Origin of the sequence: Rhodoferax sp. (assembly GCF_037143375.1) — a bacterium.
Taxonomy (GTDB): Bacteria; Pseudomonadota; Gammaproteobacteria; order Burkholderiales; family Burkholderiaceae_C; genus Rhodoferax.
Window position 1 is genome coordinate 1 of record NZ_JBAWYV010000027.1, and the last position, 17,928, is coordinate 17,928.

General features: G+C 58.0%; 16 protein-coding genes. 13 read left to right on the plus strand and 3 right to left on the minus strand.

Features of this window, described 5'->3' with window-relative positions; all coding sequences use genetic code 11:
- The 12 genes from dapB to gshB form a co-directional block, all read left to right on the plus strand.
- Nucleotides 1-387 (plus strand): 4-hydroxy-tetrahydrodipicolinate reductase (gene dapB, locus WCG50_RS06435; RefSeq protein WP_336898757.1); only part of this gene is annotated, 387 nt, incomplete at its 5' end.
- The gene (locus tag WCG50_RS06440) at nucleotides 384-1,037 is read left to right on the plus strand and encodes a MotA/TolQ/ExbB proton channel family protein (protein WP_336898758.1); all 654 of its coding nucleotides are present in this window, start codon (nucleotides 384-386) and stop codon (nucleotides 1,035-1,037) included. The genes dapB and WCG50_RS06440, both read left to right, overlap by 4 nt.
- A gap of 18 nt (nucleotides 1,038-1,055) precedes the next feature.
- On the plus strand, nucleotides 1,056-1,496 hold the full coding sequence (locus WCG50_RS06445) for a biopolymer transporter ExbD (RefSeq protein ID WP_336898759.1): 441 nt from the start codon (nucleotides 1,056-1,058) through the stop codon (nucleotides 1,494-1,496).
- Nucleotides 1,497-1,539: 43 nt separating this feature from the next.
- Nucleotides 1,540-4,224 carry a leucine--tRNA ligase gene (leuS, locus tag WCG50_RS06450; RefSeq protein WP_336898760.1) on the plus strand — a complete coding sequence of 895 codons (2,685 nt, stop codon included), beginning with the start codon at nucleotides 1,540-1,542 and terminating at the stop codon, nucleotides 4,222-4,224.
- 5 nt (nucleotides 4,225-4,229) lie between these two features.
- On the plus strand, nucleotides 4,230-4,745 hold the full coding sequence (gene lptE, locus WCG50_RS06455) for an LPS assembly lipoprotein LptE (protein WP_336898761.1): 516 nt from the start codon (nucleotides 4,230-4,232) through the stop codon (nucleotides 4,743-4,745).
- A 19-nt stretch (nucleotides 4,746-4,764) separates the two neighbouring features.
- Nucleotides 4,765-5,838 carry a DNA polymerase III subunit delta gene (holA, locus tag WCG50_RS06460; RefSeq protein ID WP_336898762.1) on the plus strand — a complete coding sequence of 358 codons (1,074 nt, stop codon included), beginning with the start codon at nucleotides 4,765-4,767 and terminating at the stop codon, nucleotides 5,836-5,838.
- A gap of 57 nt (nucleotides 5,839-5,895) precedes the next feature.
- Nucleotides 5,896-7,230: a glutamate-5-semialdehyde dehydrogenase gene (locus WCG50_RS06465; protein ID WP_336898763.1), complete on the plus strand. Its 1,335-nt coding sequence runs from the start codon at nucleotides 5,896-5,898 to the stop codon at nucleotides 7,228-7,230.
- A gap of 11 nt (nucleotides 7,231-7,241) precedes the next feature.
- Nucleotides 7,242-7,556 (plus strand): c-type cytochrome, encoded by a 315-nt coding sequence (locus WCG50_RS06470; RefSeq protein WP_336898764.1) that lies wholly within the window; start codon nucleotides 7,242-7,244, stop codon nucleotides 7,554-7,556.
- Nucleotide 7,557: 1 nt separating this feature from the next.
- Nucleotides 7,558-8,595, plus strand: a complete 1,038-nt coding sequence (locus WCG50_RS06475) for a DUF6352 family protein (RefSeq protein WP_336898765.1) — start codon at nucleotides 7,558-7,560, stop codon at nucleotides 8,593-8,595.
- Between the two features lie 106 nt (nucleotides 8,596-8,701).
- Nucleotides 8,702-9,997, plus strand: coding sequence for a glutamate--cysteine ligase (gshA, locus tag WCG50_RS06480; RefSeq protein ID WP_336898766.1), 1,296 nt, complete (start codon nucleotides 8,702-8,704; stop codon nucleotides 9,995-9,997).
- A gap of 170 nt (nucleotides 9,998-10,167) precedes the next feature.
- Entirely contained in the window at nucleotides 10,168-12,036 is a 1,869-nt protein-coding gene (locus tag WCG50_RS06485; RefSeq protein ID WP_336898767.1) for a potassium transporter Kup, read from the plus strand.
- A gap of 150 nt (nucleotides 12,037-12,186) precedes the next feature.
- Entirely contained in the window at nucleotides 12,187-13,134 is a 948-nt protein-coding gene (gene gshB / locus WCG50_RS06490) for a glutathione synthase (RefSeq protein WP_336898768.1), read from the plus strand.
- Here gshB and WCG50_RS06495 read toward each other — a convergent pair.
- Nucleotides 13,124-13,954 carry a class II glutamine amidotransferase gene (locus tag WCG50_RS06495; protein WP_336898769.1) on the minus strand — a complete coding sequence of 277 codons (831 nt, stop codon included), beginning with the start codon at nucleotides 13,952-13,954 and terminating at the stop codon, nucleotides 13,124-13,126. The genes gshB and WCG50_RS06495 overlap by 11 nt on opposite strands.
- Before the next feature lie 238 nt (nucleotides 13,955-14,192).
- Between WCG50_RS06495 and WCG50_RS06500 the strand changes: the two genes are divergently transcribed.
- A complete protein-coding gene (locus WCG50_RS06500; RefSeq protein ID WP_336898770.1) occupies nucleotides 14,193-16,070 on the plus strand; it encodes a hypothetical protein in 1,878 nt (625 codons plus the stop codon).
- Nucleotides 16,071-16,075: 5 nt separating this feature from the next.
- Here WCG50_RS06500 and WCG50_RS06505 read toward each other — a convergent pair whose 3' ends face one another.
- Both WCG50_RS06505 and WCG50_RS06510 read right to left on the minus strand, forming a co-directional pair.
- Nucleotides 16,076-16,837 (minus strand): ABC transporter permease, encoded by a 762-nt coding sequence (locus WCG50_RS06505; RefSeq protein ID WP_336898783.1) that lies wholly within the window; start codon nucleotides 16,835-16,837, stop codon nucleotides 16,076-16,078.
- A gap of 89 nt (nucleotides 16,838-16,926) precedes the next feature.
- On the minus strand, nucleotides 16,927-17,850 hold the full coding sequence (locus tag WCG50_RS06510; RefSeq protein WP_336898771.1) for an ATP-binding cassette domain-containing protein: 924 nt from the start codon (nucleotides 17,848-17,850) through the stop codon (nucleotides 16,927-16,929).
- Between the last annotated feature and the right edge of the window lie 78 nt (nucleotides 17,851-17,928).

A 17,928-nucleotide genomic window follows, 5' to 3' on the forward strand; every position in this document is an offset into this window, starting at 1 on the left:
GCCAAGGCCTTGTCCACCGGCTACGACATTGAAATCATCGAAGCGCACCACCGGCACAAGGTCGATGCCCCCTCGGGCACCGCGCTCAAAATGGGCGAGGTGATTGCCGATGCGCTCGGGCGTGACCTGAAAGACTGCGCCGTCTATGCCCGTGAAGGCGTCACCGGCGAGCGTGACCCGTCCAGCATTGGTTTTGCCACCATTCGCGGTGGCGACATCGTGGGCGACCACACCGTGTTGTTTGCCGGTATCGGCGAGCGCATTGAGATTTCCCACAAATCCTCCAGCCGGGCCACCTATGCGCAGGGAAGTTTGCGCGCGGTGCGTTTTCTCGGCAGCCAAAAAACCGGTTTGTTTGACATGTTTGACGTGCTCAATCTGAGATGAACGCGGTTCAGCTGTTTGCGCAGGGCGATGCGGTCACCCAGTTGGTGGCGGTCCTGCTGCTGGCCATGTCGGTGGGTAGCTGGGTCGTGATCCTCTGGAAATCCTGGTTGCTACACCGTGCCAGTCGCGATGTGACACGCTGTGTGGCTGCATTCTGGAGTTCATCCTCGGTCAATGATTCCTTGCAAAAACTCAAGGCATTTGACCGTGAAGCCCTTGTCGCCCCTATGGTTCTTGCTACAAAAATAGAAGCAATCGGGACCTTGGCCGCAGTCGGTGACAAGTCGCATCAACTAACACGCGTGCTGCGCGATGCCTTGCATGCGGCGCTGGCCAAGCTTCAGCATGGCCAGGTGCTGCTTGCCACCGTGGGGTCGACCGCGCCGTTTGTCGGTTTGCTGGGCACGGTGTGGGGCATATATCACGCGCTCATCGGCATCTCAAGTGCGGGCCAAGTCACCATCGACAAAATCTCCGGCCCGGTGGGCGAAGCGCTCATCATGACGGCGGCCGGTCTGGCCGTCGCCATTCCGGCGGTGCTGGCCTACAACGTGCTGGGTCGCGCGATCGGGCGTATTGAGGCCGAGCTGGAAGGTTTCGCCCGCGACCTTCGCGAGTTGGCGACCAGCCAGCCCGTTTGGCTGGCCTGAGTTGAGCGGGGACGACAGATGTCTTTTGGCCGTTTAGAGCGCACCCCGGCTTCGCAGCCGATGAGCGACATCAACATGACGCCGCTGGTCGACGTGATGCTGGTGCTGGTGGTTATATTTATCCTCACCGCGCCCTTGCTGGCGAGTTCCATCAAGCTGGACCTGCCCAAAACCGAAGCCGCCAAACCCGGCGATGCGCCTAAATTCATCACCTTGGTGGTCGATAAATCGGGGCAAACCTTCCTCGGCGACAAAGCGCTGGCGCTGGACGAACTGGCCACCAAACTATTGCAAACCGCCAAAGCAAATCCTGACACCGAAGTTCAACTGCGCGCCGATGCGGCTGTTCCCTATGGTCGCATTGTCGAAATCATGGGTACGGCGCAAAAAGCCGGTTTGAACCGGATCGGGTTTGTGGCTGACACTCCGCTGCGCACGCCAGCTCCCGCCAAACCCTAAAATCGGCAAACCTTGATTCCCTGAACGCCTGAGAGCACTCCCCATGCAAGAAAAATACAACCATCTCGACGTCGAAAAATCAGCACACAGCCACTGGACAGCGATCGACGCCTACCGCGTGACAGAAGACGCCCGCGATGCGCAAGGCAACGCCAAAAAGAAGTTTTACGCCTGCTCCATGCTGCCTTACCCCAGCGGCAAGCTGCACATGGGCCATGTGCGCAACTACACCATCAACGACATGATGACGCGCCAGCTGCGCATGAACGGCTACAACGTCTTGATGCCGATGGGCTGGGACGCCTTTGGCCTGCCCGCCGAGAACGCCGCGCTTAAAAACGGCGTGCCACCGGCTCAGTGGACGTTCGAAAACATCGCGTACATGAAAAAGCAGATGCAGGCGATGGGCCTGGCGGTGGACTGGTCGCGTGAAGTCACCACCTGCTCGCCCGACTATTACAAATGGAACCAGTGGTTGTTCCTGAAGATGCTGGAAAAAGGCATCGCCTACCGCAAGACCCAGGTCGTGAACTGGGACCCGGTCGACATGACGGTGCTGGCCAACGAGCAGGTGATTGACGGCAAGGGCTGGCGCACCGGGGCGGTGGTTGAAAAACGTGAGATTCCGGGCTATTACCTCAAGATCACCGACTACGCCGAAGAGCTGCTCGACCACGTCAAGACCGGCCTGCCGGGCTGGCCCGAGCGTGTCAAGCTGATGCAGGAAAACTGGATTGGCAAGAGCGAGGGCGTGCGCTTTGCCTTCCCGCACAGCATCAAGGATGCGTCGGGTAAGCTGATTGATGACGGCAAGATGTACGTCTTCACGACCCGGGCCGACACCATCATGGGCGTCACCTTTTGTGCCGTGGCGCCCGAGCATCCGCTGGCCACGCATGCTGCCCTGAGCAACCCGAAACTGGCAGCCTTCATCGAAGAGTGCAAAAAAGGCGGCACCACCGAAGCCGAGTTGGCGGTGCGCGAAAAAGAAGGCATGCCCACCGGCCTGTTCGTCACGCACCCTTTGAACGGCCACCTGATCGAAGTCTGGGTGGGTAACTACGTGTTGATGAGTTACGGCGACGGCGCCGTCATGGGCGTGCCGGCGCATGACGAGCGCGACTTTTTGTTTGCCAAAAAATATAACATCGACATCCTTGAAGTGGTGTTGGTGGATGGCCTCACCTACGACTACGACCAATGGAATGACTGGTACGGCGACAAGTCGCGCGGCGTCACCATCAACTCCGACAGTTTCAGTGGTTTGTCGTTCAAGGACGCGGTCAACGCGGTCAGCCACGCGCTGCAAGTCAAGGGGCTGGGCGAGAAAAAAACCACCTGGCGCCTGCGCGACTGGGGCGTCAGCCGCCAGCGTTACTGGGGCACGCCGATTCCCATCATCCATTGTCCCGAGCACGGCGCCGTGCCGGTGCCCGAAAAAGATTTGCCCGTGGTGCTGCCGCAAGACTGTGTGCCCGATGGCTCCGGCAACCCGCTGAACAAGCACGAAGGCTTTCACGCGGGCGTGGTGTGCCCGATTTGCGGCGTCAAAGCGCGCCGCGAAACTGACACCATGGACACCTTTGTGGACAGTTCCTGGTATTACATGCGCTACTGCGACCCCAAAAACGAGCAGGCCATGGTTGGCGCCGGGGCTGATTACTGGATGCCGATGGACCAGTACATCGGCGGTATTGAGCACGCCATCCTGCACTTGCTGTACGCCCGGTTCTGGACCAAAGTCATGCGCGACCTGGGCCTGGTCAAAATCGACGAGCCCTTCACTAAGCTGCTCACGCAGGGCATGGTGCTCAACCACATCTACTCGCGCAAGGCTGACAAGGGCGGCATCGAGTACTTCTGGCCGACCGAGGTCGAAGACGTGGTAGATGCCGCCGGCAAGGTGATTGGCGCCAAGCTCAAAGCCGCCAAAGGCGATTTGCCCGCTGGCACGGCCATCACCTACGAAGGTGTGGGCACCATGAGCAAAAGCAAAAACAACGGGGTCGACCCGCAGGATTTGATCGAGAAATACGGCGCCGACACCGCCAGGCTCTACACCATGTTCACCGCGCCACCGGAGGCCACGCTGGAGTGGAACGATGCGGCGGTGGAAGGCTCGTACCGCTTTTTGCGCCGCGTCTGGAACTTCGGTGTCAAACAAGCTGCTATTGATAACAGAGCTACTCAGGCAGACAAGACGGGGGCTAAAGGCGAATTTAGCAAAGAAACCAAGGTCTTGCGGCTGGAAGTCCACACGGTGTTCAAGCAAATCAATTTTGACTACCAGCGCATGCAATACAACACCGTGGTGTCGGGCGCGATGAAGTTGCTCAACGCGCTGGAAGACTTCAACGACGATGGCTCCAAAGGCAGTCGGGCCGCTTTGCGGGAGGGTTTCGGCATCTTGTTGCGCAGCATTTACCCGGCCACGCCCCACCTCACACACACGCTGTGGGCTGAACTTGGTTACGCCGAACACTATGGTGATCTGCTGGATGCACCGTGGCCCAAGGCCGATGAATCGGCGCTGTTTCAGGACGAGATCGAGCTCATGTTGCAGGTCAACGGTAAATTGCGCGGCGCTATCGTGGTGCCGTCGGGCGCCACCAAGGAAGCCATTGAGCGCATTGCCATTGACAGCGACATCTTTCAAAAATTGGCCCAAGGCGCGCCGATCAAGAAAGTCATCGTGGTGGCGGGTCGCCTGGTCAACGTGGTGTATTGAGCGCCATGATGAATCGTCGCTCAAGCCTTGCGCGGATCGCTGGTGTCAGCCTGGTCGCTTGCACCAGTCTGGTGGTCGGCGGCTGCGGCTTCAAACTGCGTGGCAGCCAAAACTTTGCCTTCGCCAGTGTGGCGGTCATGCCGCAACCGGGCGGCTCGCTGGCTGCCGAGTTGCGCCGCTCCTTTGGCGGTGCGGTGCGGGTGCTGGCATTGGATGAGCCGTTGACCCAGGCGCAAGTGGTGGTCGACATTCTGCAAGAGCTGCGCGAAAAAACCGTGGTCGGCGTCAACAGCTCGGGCCAGGTGGTGGCATTTCAGTTGCGCATCCGTGTCAAATTCAAGGTTCGCACACCCCAAGGCCTGGAGCTGACGCCCGAGACCGAAGTTTTACTGCAGCGCGATATGAGTTTCAGTGAGTCCGCCGTGCTGGCCAAAGAGGCCGAAGAGGCGCTGCTGTACCGCAACATGCAATCCGACCTCGTGCAGCAACTCGTGCGCCGTTTGGCAAGCATCAAGTTGTGAGAACGGCGCAGTCCCTGTCATGCAACTAGGTGCTAACCAACTCGGCAACCATTTGCAGAAAGGCCTGAAAAGCCTCTACACCCTGCATGGGGACGAACCGCTGCTGATTCAGGAGGCGGCAGACACCATTCGCAGCTTTGCCCGCACACAAGGTTTTACCGAACGCACCTCGCACACCGTCGCCGGGGCGCACTTTGACTGGAGCGAAGTGCTGGCCGCAGGCGGGTCACTGAGCCTGTTTGCCGACAAGCAAATTGTTGAATTGCGGGTGCCGTCCGGCAAGCCCGGCAAAGAGGGCAGCGTCGCCATTCAGCACCTGGCCGAACAATCGCGCAACAACGACTCCACGCTGACGCTGATCATGTTGCCCAAGTTGGACAAGCTCACCAAGGGCGGCGCCTGGTTTGGCGCGCTGGAGAGTTTTGGCGTCACGATTCAGGTTGAGCCGGTTGATCGCAATGCCTTGCCGCAATGGATTGCGCAGCGGCTCTCGGGCCAGGGTCAGCGCGTGGCGGCCGGTGAAGACGGCCAGCGCACGCTGCAGTTTTTTGCCGACCGCGTGGAGGGTAATCTGCTTGCTGCGCACCAGGAAATCCAGAAACTCGCCCTGCTGTTTGCGCCCGGCGAACTCACGTTTGAACAGATTGAGAACGCCGTGCTGAACGTGGCGCGCTACGACGTGTTCAAGTTGTCCGAATCGGTGTTGGCGGGTCAGGCCAACCGGGTGCAGCGCATGCTCGACGGCCTGCAGGCCGAAGGCGAGGCCGAAGTGCTGGTGCACTACACGCTGGCCGAAGATATTCGCGCCCTCAAGCGTGTCAAAGACGCCATGGCGCAAGGCAAGCCGATGCCGATGGCCTTGCGCGAGCAGCGCGTCTGGGGCGTCAAAGAGCGTTTGTTTGAACGTGTGCTGCCGCGTCTGAGCGAAGTCACACTGGCCGAGCTTTTACAGTCGGCCCATCAGGTGGACGGCATCGTGAAGGGCCTGAAACAACCGGACTGGCCGGTGGACAACTGGCAGGCGCTGCACCGGCTGGCGATGATGTTGTGCCGTCAATGTGCGCCTGCCCCGGCTGCAGCTGGTCGAAAATAAAAAGTAGGTCTTTTCCGTAAGGGAGGAGGTCATGGTCTGTGCGTGAGAGAATAAATTATGAACGCCCTCAATATTACCGACTACACCCAAGCGCTAGGTTTTAAGGCAAAACAGGCTGCAGCCCTTATGGCACGTGCGCAAGCAGCTACTAAAAACGTAGCGCTTCGCAAGCTCGCCGAGCTGCTGCGGGCGAACGTGGCGCCTTTGCAAATTGAGAATGCCAAAGATATTGAGCGTGCTATCGCCACAGGCTTGAGTGAACCAATGGTGGACCGCCTCAAGCTCACACCCAAGGTGCTGGAAACCTGCGCTCAGGGCTGCGAGCAGTTGGCCGCGATGGCCGATGTGATCGGTGAAATTGTTGGCATGAAGCAGCAGCCCAGCGGCATTCGCGTGGGGCAAATGCGGGTGCCGATTGGCGTGTTTGGCATGATTTTCGAGAGCCGCCCGAATGTGACGATTGAGGCCGCCAGTTTATCCATCAAGAGCGGCAACGCCTGCATCTTGCGCGGCGGCTCGGAGGCGATTGAGTCCAACAAAGCGCTGGCGCTGCTGGTGCAACAGGCGCTGGCGGCCAGTGGCCTGCCGGTGGACGCGGTGCAACTGGTGCAAACCACCGACCGCGAGGTGGTGGGCCAGCTCATCACCATGCCGCAGTATGTGGATGTGATCATTCCGCGCGGTGGCAAGGGCCTGATTGAGCGCATCAGCCGCGATGCCAAGGTGCCGGTCATCAAGCACCTGGACGGCAATTGCCATGTCTATGTCGACGACCCGTGTGACCTCGCGATGGCGGTCAAAGTGGCCGACAACGCCAAGACCAGCAAGTACAGCCCGTGCAACGCGACCGAGAGTTTGCTGGTGGCACGCGGTGTGGCGGCGCAGTTTTTGCCGCTCATCGGGCAGATTTACGCCGACAAAGGCGTCGAGATGCGGTGCGACCCGGAAGCGCTCGCCATTCTTAAGGCTAATCAGCCTCTAGCCCCCGTCCATCAAGCGAAAGCAGCTATTAATTCAGCAGTGGTTGATGCGCCAAAACTGGTGCCCGCCAGCGAGCAAGACTGGTACGAGGAATACCTGGCGCCCATCATCAGCATCAAGGTGGTGGACGGTCTGGCGCAGGCGATTGCCCACATTAACCAGTACAGCAGCCACCACACCGATGCCATCCTGACGCGTGACCACATGCACGCGCAGCAGTTTTTGCGTGAGGTGGATTCGGCCAGCGTCATGGTCAACACCAGCACCCGTTTTGCCGATGGCTTTGAGTACGGTCTGGGTGCCGAGATCGGCATTTCCACCGACAAATTCCATGCCCGTGGCCCGGTGGGTATTGAGGGCTTGACCTCGCTCAAGTACGTGGTGCTGGGTGATGGCGAAGTCAGAATTTAAGGAGTCACGTTATGCAACACAAGATCACCTTCGCAAGCACTTTGCTAATGGCCATGGTTTGGCCCTTGACCGCTCAGGCCAGTTCGCAGTTGGCCCTCGACAAAGGTTGCTACAGCTGCCACGGCGCCAATCAGCGCGGTGAGGCCCCCAGTTTTGAGCGTTTGGCCTCCAAACTCGCCAAGTACAAGGGCGATCAGGCGGGCGAACAAAATTTTGTGAGCGAGTTTCAAGCCGGTGAAATGCTCAACCACATTCCCGTCCATGAGCGACTGTCTCCGGCGTCGGCCAAGACCCTGGTGCATTGGCTGATGGAGGGGGCCAAGTAAAGTGGCCCCGGCGCACGATTTCTGGCCCAACTGCGGTTACGGCTTGCTGACCAGCGACGCCCAAGGCCATCTGCTCATCAGCGACGACTTTTTTCGCAGCCTGTTGCTGCGCCCGGAACTCGCCCCGGTCGCGGACTCCTGTGCCGCTGAGATTGCGCTGCACGCGCGTTTGTTGCAGACGCCTCGCCAAGAGATTGCCCCGGATGAACTGGCGGTCCTGCAGGACCGCGATGCGGCCGACAACTACGCCGTCTGGTTGCGTTTTCGAGCCCGGTTGCTGGCCGAGCCCACGCTGGAGGCTTGCTACCGCGCCTTGTTTCAGGGCGAAGGGGTGGATGTGCCGCCGCTTCTGGTTCAGCAGCTGACGCAGGTGGTGGTGCGCCATTTGCTGGGCGGCGCTGCAACTCAGGGTGTGACGGCGCTGCAGGCGAGGGCGGCCGAAATGCTGTTTCGAACCCAAAAAATATCGGTTCAGGAAGATGGCGCCGTCATGGCCGCCGATGACGAAACGGTGGAGCGGCACGCGCTGTCAGGCAGTTTTGGCAGCGTGGGGGAATTGCTCAAGCAGGGCGGCGTGCCTCTGCGTAGCGTCGACCTTGACGTGCTCAACCCGGACAACGCCGAGGTCTACTGGCCGCGCAGTGAGCACTTTGACACCGTCGTCAGCCTGAACCACGGTCAACCCGCCCTGGACGCCTTGTGTCGGGTGCTGGAGCGCTGGATCGCGCACTTCCTGCAGGTCGAGGTGCGCATCCAGACCGACCGCGAGATTGTGGATGCGCACTGGGTGTGGCACGTCGGGCTGGATGCCCAGGCCAGCAGCATCCTGAACGACCTGTATACCGGGGCCGAGGTTGAAGAGGATCGCCTGCGCCGCATGCTGTGCCTGTTTCGTCTGGAGTTTGTGAACCCGGCCGATATGCTGGCCGAGGTGGCGGGGCGACCGGTGTACCTCGCCATGGCCATGGACGAACAAAACCGCCTCAAGCTCAAGCCTCAAAACTTGTTATTGAACTTGCCATTGGCGCGGCGCTCATAGTCCGGTGGGGTAATAATTAAATTTTGATTAAAACGGGCAGGCTTGAAGTCGGCGGTGTTAGTCTTACCTATTCAAAATATTTCAATAATTTATAAAAGAAGGCCGTATGGTTCCTCATCTCGTCACCGCACTCACCGGCCCCATCAATGAACTTGAGCAGCGTGTGCTGGACTCCATGCCCGCCATTGAGCGCTGGTTCCGTCTGGAATGGATGGAGCACACGCCGCCGTTTTACAGTTCGGTCGATGTCCGCAACGCCGGTTTCAAGCTGGCCCCGGTCGACACTAATTTGTTTCCCGGTGGCTGGAATAACCTGACGCCCGAAATGCTGCCCTTGGCCGTGCAGGCGGCGATGGCGGCAATTGAAAAAATATGCCCCGAAGCCAGAAATCTGCTGCTGATCCCCGAGAACCACTCGAAAAATACGTTTTACCTCTCCAGTGTGGCCCAGTTGCGTCGCATTTTCCACATGGCTGGCCTGAACGTGCGCATCGGCTCGATTGACCCGGCGATCAAAAAAACCACCACCATTGAGTTGCCCAATGGCGAAAGCGTGACGCTGGAGCCCGTCATTCGCGGCAAGCGCCGCCTCGGTGTTAAAGACTTTGACCCCTGCACGATTCTGCTCAACAACGACCTGAGCGCCGGTGTGCCCGGCATTCTGGAAGACATCCACGAGCAATACCTGCTGCCCCCGCTGCACGCCGGGTGGGCGACACGGCGCAAGAGCAAGCATTTCAAGTGTTATGAAGAAGTCGCCAAGCGACTGGGCAAGTTGCTCGGTGTCGACCCTTGGCTGATCAACCCGTTGTTTGAAAAATGCAGCGACGTCAATTTGGCTGAAAGCGTGGGCATGGAGTCCTTGAGCACCCAGGTGGATGCGGTGCTCACCAAAATCCGGCGCAAGTACAAGGAGTACGGCATCAAGGAAAAACCATTCGTGGTGGTCAAGGCCGACAACAGCGCCCACGGCATGGGTATCTTGACGGTGCGCGATGCCAAGGATCTGGACGAATTGAGTCGCAAAGTCAAAGAGCGCATGAGTGGCACGGGTGACGGCATGCCCCCCCTCGATATCCTGGTGCAGGAAGGGGTCTTGACCAAGGAGCGCATGAACGACGCGGTGGCTGAACCGGTGGTCTACATGATGGACCGTTATGTGGTCGGTGGTTTTTACCGTGTTCACGCCAACCGGGGCATGGATGAAAACCTCAATGCGCCAGGTTCCAGTTACGTGCCCTTGGCGTTTGACCAGAGTACCCACCTGCCGCAACCCGGCATCAAGCCCGGTGCCAGTGCGCCCAATCGTTTTTATATGTACGGCGTGGTCGGTCGTCTGGCCATGCTGGCTGCCAGTTATGAACTGGAAGCGACGGACCCCAATGCCGAGGTTTACGAGTAAACGCAACCGAAAAGTCAACGCGGCCCTGTGAAAGGCTGCTGCGCTGCAGCATTTTTCAGGGGAGGTAAAAAATTAGTATTCGCAGGACGCTTGCCAGTTGGGCTGGCCGGTGCAAAATAGCGTTCCCAAATGGAATGGAACCCCGCTAAAAATTAAGACGGGGAGAACTAGTGTCATCATCCAAATCTTCTCTCGCAGCCCTCACGTTGGGCGCCATTGGCGTTGTTTATGGCGATATCGGCACCAGCGTTTTGTACGCGGTCAAAGAAGTCTTTGGCTCCGGTCATGTGCCCTTCACGCATGCGAACGTCTTTGGCATCCTGTCCATCTTTTTCTGGACTTTGACGGTCATCGTTTCGCTCAAATATGTGACGCTCGTGCTGCGTGCCGACAACAACGGCGAAGGTGGTCTGGTGGCGATGCTTGCCCTGGCCTCTCAGTCGGTCAAAGACCGGCCGCAACTGCGGCGCGTGTTGCTGTTGGTGGGGGTTTTTGGCACCTGCCTGTTTTACGGCGACGGTGTCATCACGCCGGCCATCTCGGTCTTATCGGCCGTCGAAGGTATGGAGGTGATTTCCCCGGCCTTCAAGAAATATGTGATTCCTCTCACGCTGGTCATTCTGTTTGGCCTGTTTGTGGTTCAAAAGCACGGCACCAGCGGGATTGGCAAGTTTTTTGGCCCCATTACTCTGGTGTGGTTTGCCTGCATTGCCCTGCTGGGCGTGTCGCAAATCGTGAACCATCCTGAAATTCTGTGGGCTATTAACCCGTCTTACGCCTTGGGCTTCATGTGGAACCACCCTGGCATTACCTTCATCATTCTGGGCGCCGTGGTGCTGTGCGTGACGGGTGGCGAGGCGCTTTACGCTGACATGGGGCATTTCGGCAAGAAGCCGATTCGGGTGGCTTGGTTCACCGTGGTCATGCCGTGCCTGACCCTCAATTATTTTGGGCAAGGCGCCTTGCTCTTGAGCAATCCCGCTGCCGTCAAGAATCCGTTTTTCATGATGGCGCCTGACTGGGCACTGGTGCCCTTGGTGGGTCTGGCGACCATGGCCACGGTGATCGCCTCGCAAGCACTGATCACTGGCGCCTTCTCGGTTACCAAGCAAGTGATTCAGTTGGGCTACCTACCGCGCCTGCAGGTGTTGCACACCAGCGTCAAGGACACCGGTCAGATTTACCTGCCGTTTGTCAACTGGGGTCTGTTTGTGCTCATTGTGCTGGCCGTGGTGCTGTTCAAGTCGTCGAGCAATCTGGCCGCTGCTTACGGTATTGCGGTGTGTACCGATATGCTGATCACCACCATTTTGACTTTTTACGTGATTCGCTACAGCTGGAAATACCCGCTGGCGCTGTGTATTGGGGCGACTGGTTTCTTCTTTATCGTGGACTTCGCTTTCTGGGCCTCCAACCTGATGAAGCTGTTTGATGGCGGCTGGTTCCCGCTCCTGATTGGTGCGGCCATCTTCACGCTCATGCTGACCTGGAAAGACGGCCGACGTCTGATGAACGTCGCTCTGCGAACCGATGCGATTGACCTGCCGAGCTTTCTGGAGGCGGTGTTTGTCAGCCCCCCGGCGCGGGTGGAGGGCACGGCAGTGTTTTTGTCCGCTGAGCCCGGCACGGTGCCCAATGCGCTCTTGCACAACCTTAAACACAACAAGGTGTTGCACGTCAACAACCTGTTCGTCACGGTTCGCAACCACGAGGTGCCCTGGATCGGGATGGACAAGCGCCTGGAATTTCAAGCGCTGGGCCATGATTGCTGGCAGGTGCTGGTGAACTACGGTTTCAAGAACGACCCTGACCTACCCAAGGCTTTACAGGAGCTCAAGGGTCGCGGCTGCGAGCTCAACCCCATGAGCACCAGTTACTTCTTGTCGCGCGACATTGTGGTGCCGACCATCGGCAGTGGCATGGCCCAGTGGCGCGAAAAATTGTTTGCGCAGATGCACCACAACGCCAGCGCCGCTGCCGAATTCCTGAAATTGCCCAACAACTCCGTGGTGGAGCTGGGCTCCAAGATTGAAATCTAAAACCTTGTGGGACAGACCGCAGTTACACGAAGTGAACCAGCTCTGTCCCCAACTATTTGTCGGATGTCGGCTGTTAACCTTGTGGGACAGACCGTAGTTACACGAAGTGAGCCAGCTCTGTCCCCAACTTGAAACGTGATATTGGATGTTATGAACCTTCTTTTTGTTGCCGACCCACTTGAGTCCTTCAAGATCTACAAAGACACCACGTTTGCCATGATGCGTGAGGCGCAGCGGCGTGGCCACACGGTGGCCGCCTGCGAGCAGCAGGATGTGATGTGGCAACGCGGGGCGCTGGTCACGGCCCATGTGCGCGACATTGCGCTCACCGGGCAGAACGATGCATGGTTTGAGGTCACTTGCAAACGCGATGTGGCGCTCAAGGACTTTGACGCCATCCTGATGCGCAAGGACCCCCCGTTTGACAGCGAGTTTTTTTACGCCACGCACTTGCTGGAGCAAGCCGAGCGCGAAGGCGCACGGGTTTTTAACAAACCCAGCGCGCTGCGCGACCACCCGGAAAAGCTCGCCATCATGGAGTTTCCCCAGTTCATCGGCCCCACGCTGGTGACGCGCGACGAAGCTGACATTAAGCGCTTTCACGCCGAGCACCAGGACATCATCCTCAAGCCACTCGACGGCATGGGCGGCATGGGCATCTTCCGCGTCGGGCCAGACGGGTTGAACCTCGGGTCGATTACCGAGACGCTGAACCGTCACGGCGCGCAGAGCCTGATGGTGCAGAAGTTCATCCCCGAAATCGTGGCCGGCGACAAGCGCGTGCTGGTGATTGGTGGCAAACCGGTGCCCTTCAGTCTGGCTCGTATCCCCCAGGGTGGCGAAGTTCGTGGCAATCTGGCAGCAGGCGGTAAAGGCGTGGCGCAGCCCTTGAGCGAGCGCGACCGCTTTATTGCAGAGTCATTGGGGCCCATTCTTTTTAGCCGGGGCTTGCTGCTGGTAGGTTTGGACGTGATTGGTGACAGCCTGACCGAGATCAATGTGACCAGTCCAACGTGCTTTCAGGAAATTTTTGACCAGACCGGGTTTGATGTGGCCGCGATGTTCATCGAGGCACTGGAGCAGGCGGTCAGAGGCTGACCAGTTCGGGTCGACGCGTTGACTTGCAGCAGCCTGCCAGAGCGCCGTCCACAAAGACCTGCAACTCACCGGGTGCCATCACCACCCAGTCTTCGTTGGTGGTCAGCGGCTCGGTGACCACAATGGCCAGACGGTCTTGCGGGCTGTTGAGACTGGCTAAGTCGACACTCACATCGTCATCCTTAAGGTGAATTTCATGGAACGGATGCTGTCGCAACACGTAATGCAGCTTGGTGCTGGCATGCGCCCACAGGGCCTGGCCGTTACTCAGTAAAAAGTTGAATGTGCCGTGTTTGGCAATTTGGGGTACCAACTCGGCCAGCGTCAGCGTGAGTTCTTCCACCGTAGGCACCCCGACATGGGACTTGTCCAGCTCTTGCAGCAACCAGCAAAACGCCAGCTCGCTGTCAGTGCTTCCCACGGGGTGGAAGCTGCCGTGCAGTTGAGGCGCGTAGTTTTTCAGGTCGCCGTTGTGGGCAAACACCCAGTAGCGGCCCCACAATTCGCGCACAAACGGGTGGCAGTTTTCCAGCGAGATGTCCCCAACCGTGGCTTTGCGTACATGGGCCACCACGTTGTGACTTTTGATAGGGTAGCTGCGCAGCATGTTGGCAATGGGCGAGGTGGCGGCCCCTTCTTTGTCCACAAAGTAGCGAATGCCCTTGCCGGGGATGTCAGGGGTGGCAGCTTCGCTTTCAAAGAAAGCGATGCCCCAGCCATCGGCGTGGTGGTCGGTGCAGCCGCCGCGCTGCGAAAATCCGCCAAAACTCAGCGTCAGGCTGGCGGGCAGGTGGCTGTTCATTCCAAGCAATTGACACATGTTTGCAATTTTACTGTGCTAATTCACCAGTTAATTCAGTGATGTTTGATGCATCTAATGTGTTTTTTCTCAACATTTGTTACCTTGTTCGTTCGGTTGATAATCAGCCAAACGACGAAAGTCATTAACTACGGTGGTCTGCTTGATTGATAAAGTCAAAATTCTCGGGATTGCGTTACTTTTTTTTGCTTTCAATAGTGCAGCGCTGACATTAGGGCGAGTTCGGGGGGCTGCGTTAGTGGGCCAGCCGCTGGATTTGGTGGTACAGGTGCAGCTCAGTGAGGGTGAAGACCTTGGCGCCCAGTGTTTTGAGGCCGAAGTCTTCTACGCCGATTCGCGTGTTGAATCAAATCGTGTTCGCGTGGTGGTCGAGCCGTCAGCCCAGGCCCAAGTCGCCAACGTGAGAATTTTGTCGTCGGCTGTCGTTGACGAGCCAGTGGTTAATGTTTATTTTCGCTCGGGCTGCGCTCAGAAAACAACGCGCCGCTATGTCCTGCTGGCAGACCTTCTCAGCGAGCTGGCAGCCCCCGTTGCCCCAGCCATTCAGTCAGTCGTTCCTCAGGTGCTCCTCAAGCCAGCACCTTTGATACAACGGCCTGCCGAATCTTTACCCATTGCCAAAGCCAAGCGCGCTCGAGCACCGAAATCCGCTACCAGCAAGCCCGCAACGGCTAAAGCTAAACGAGCCAAGTCGGTTGAAAAAAGCAAGGCTGAGCGCCCTGCAGGTCAATCCCGTTTGAAGCTGGATCCGCTGGACATGTTTTCTGACCGAGTGGCCAACCTGGACTCTTTCATGACCTTTGAGCTGCCAGAGGACGCCTTGCGTAATTCTCAGCGCCTTCTGACGCTAGAAGGCGCCGTCAAGGCTGGTCTGGCATCGGCAGCAAAAAACGATGCCACCCTGCTGGATTTAAAAACCCGTTTGCAAAAAGCAGAATCAGAGCGTTTCCCTGATAGCTGGTTATACGGTTTGGTCGCACTGGTGTTGGCCGGTCTGGCTGCCGTGGCATTCCTGCTGTTTCGCCAGCGCTCCAGACGTGTTGACAACGGAGATTGGTTGAGTGGGTCTGTCATCGACCCGGCCACAGCGGTTTCTAAGGAGGCCGCGCCAGCAGACGCTGCGCCATCGGGTGTTAGTCATGATGAACTTGACTTCATGCTGGAGCCTGAAGTAGAGCCACCACTCTCAGACTTCAATACTCACTCAACACCCATGTCCGAGGTCGATGTCAACCTGGTCGAGATGAGTGACTCCAAATTTGACAGTTTCATGGCGACCGGATCAGCACTCGCGGAGCACACCCAGGCGGCAATGAAGCCGCTGGCTGAATTGACGCACCCCCAAGACACTTCTCTGAACCTCAATGCGGAAACCACACTGGATATCCGCCAGCAAGCGGAGTTTTTTGTGTCGCTGGGGCAAACCGGTCGGGCCGTGCGAATTTTGAAGAAAAAAATTGATGTGGGGGATGAGCTCAACCCCTTGCTGTACCTTGACTTGCTCGATATCTACCATTCTCTTAACCTGAAGGTCGATTTCACTCACCTGCGTGACGAATTTAATTCCCTGTTCAGCGGTGTTGTGCCTGAATTCGCTTTCTTCAAGAAAGAAGGCAATGGCCTGGCGTTTTATCCGGATGTGTTGATGCCCATTTCGGGCCTGTGGGTGACACCTGATGTGCTGAACTTGATTGAGATGCACATTTTCCAGAACCCCCGCAATCCACTGAGTCGTGCTTTTGATCTGGCCGCGTTTCGAGACCTGCTGATGCTGCATGCCGTCGCACACATTATTTTGTTTCCTCTGCATCAAGACGATGGCGACGACCAGAATGGTGCATTACCCGGTTTCTTGAATCAAGCCAACAAACCTCAGAGTTTTACGGATATCGACTTTTCGGAACCATCCAAAGTCAAGCCGTCAAAGCCGTCTACGCCAGAAGTGCTGGATTTTGATTTGGATCTGGACTTGTCTGCGCCGGTGACGGGCCGACTGAGCCCTGTTGCCAATCCGGATGGGGCCAATTTGGATGTCGACTTTCCTCTGTTGGTGCCCGATGTTCAAACAGGCGATTCAATCAACTTTGACGTTTCAGCGATCCACACTAAAGGGTAGTCAGATCAGCCCCGAAAGCGCTTGCGGGTCAGTGCCAGTGCCAGCCAGAAGCCACTGACAGCGTAGGCAGCCAATACCCCCACATGGCCCATCACATGCTCGGGCCATTGGTCCATAAACAGGGGGCGCACCAAATCTACCGCGTTGGTCAGCGGCAACCATTGCGACACCGTGCGTACCAGCGGCGGCAATTGTTCCAGCGGGAAAAAGATGCCACTCAGAAACATCATCGGCGTCAGAAACAGCGTGAAGTAATAGGTGAAAAAATCATAGCCCTTGGCCAGCGCGTTGAAGATCAAGGCCAGGCAACTGAAGGTAATGCCTACCCCCAGCAATACCGGCCAGGCTACGAGCAGTTTCGGTGAGTAACTGATGCCCAACGCCAGCATCACACCCAGGATGGCGGTCACGGTGAAGAGTGATTTGAAGGCCGCCCAGAGCATTTCGGCCAGCACGATATCGTCCAGATTAACGGGCGCGTTCATGATCCCATCCCATGTTTTTTGAACATGCATCCGGCTGAAGGCCGAGTAGAGCGCCTCGAACGACGCCGCCTGCATGGCACTCATGCAGATCGAACCGCTGGCCAGAAACAGGATGTAGGGCACCGGCGTGCCAGCCACGGTGACTTGGCCCACCAACGCGCCCATGCCGTAGCCAAAGGCCACCAGCCACATCAGCGGCTCGGCAATATTGCCCACCAGACTGGGCAATGCCAGCTTGCGCCAGACCAGCAGGTTGCGCAGGAAAACCGGCCAAAAGCGCATGGACAGTTGCGGTCGGGCCCAGATTGAAGCTTGTTTTTGGCCTCTAGCCCCCGTGGAATTTGCGTGAGTAGCTATTATTTTCATGGTGTTCAAGCCCCTTCCCGAATTTGGCGGCCAGTGAGTTTGAGGAATAAATCCTCCAGATTGGCGGGCCGGTGCAAGGTGCGTAGTTGCGGGTAGGCGGTCAGTGCTTTCAGCAGCGGTTCTGCGTCCTGCGTGTAGAAAAACACGGTTTCACCGCTCACCTCAACCCGGGCCGCCAGCGCGCGCAGTGGCGAATCCAGCAGGGCTTGCGCGCCATTGCCGTACACCTCGACCACGTCGGGCTCCAGGTGCTGGGCGATCAGGTCGCGAGGTTTACCCTCGGCGATCTTCTTGCCATGGTCGAGTACCAGCAAGCGCGAGCACAGGCGCTCGGCCTCGTCCATGAAGTGCGTGGTCAGCAAGATTGACTTGCCTTGTTGTAGTAACAGCTGCAAACGCTCCCACATCAGGTGGCGCGCCTGCGGGTCCAAACCGGTGGTGGGCTCGTCGAGCAACAGCAACTTGGGGTCGTTCACCAGCGCGCGGGCCAGGCTCAGTCGGCGTTTCATGCCGCCCGATAACTCGCCCGGCTTCGCATTGGCTTTTTGCGTGAGGCTGGCGAACTCCAGCAGCGCCGGAATGCGCGCACGGATCTGCTTGTCTTTCAGACCGAAGTAGCGGCCGTAGACCAGCAAGTTTTCGGCGCAAGTGAAGTCAGGGTCGAGCGTATCCATCTGGGTCACCACGCCCAGTTGGGCCTTGATGGCGAGCGCGTCGGCTGGCATTTGCAAGCCAAAGGCAGTGATGCTGCCAGCGTCCGGCACGCTTAAGCCCAGGCACATGCGAATAGTGGTGGTTTTGCCGGCGCCGTTGGGGCCGATGACGCCCAGGCACTCGCCTGGGGCAATGTCAAAAGACACGTCATCCACCACCGTGCTGTCGCCGTAGCACTTGCGCAATCCCTGCACAGATAATATTGAAGATTCCATGCGTTGATTGTGACGCAGGCGGCAATTTGCCCAACCTGAAAGCCCTTCATTTGCACACCCATTCAACCCATTTTTCGG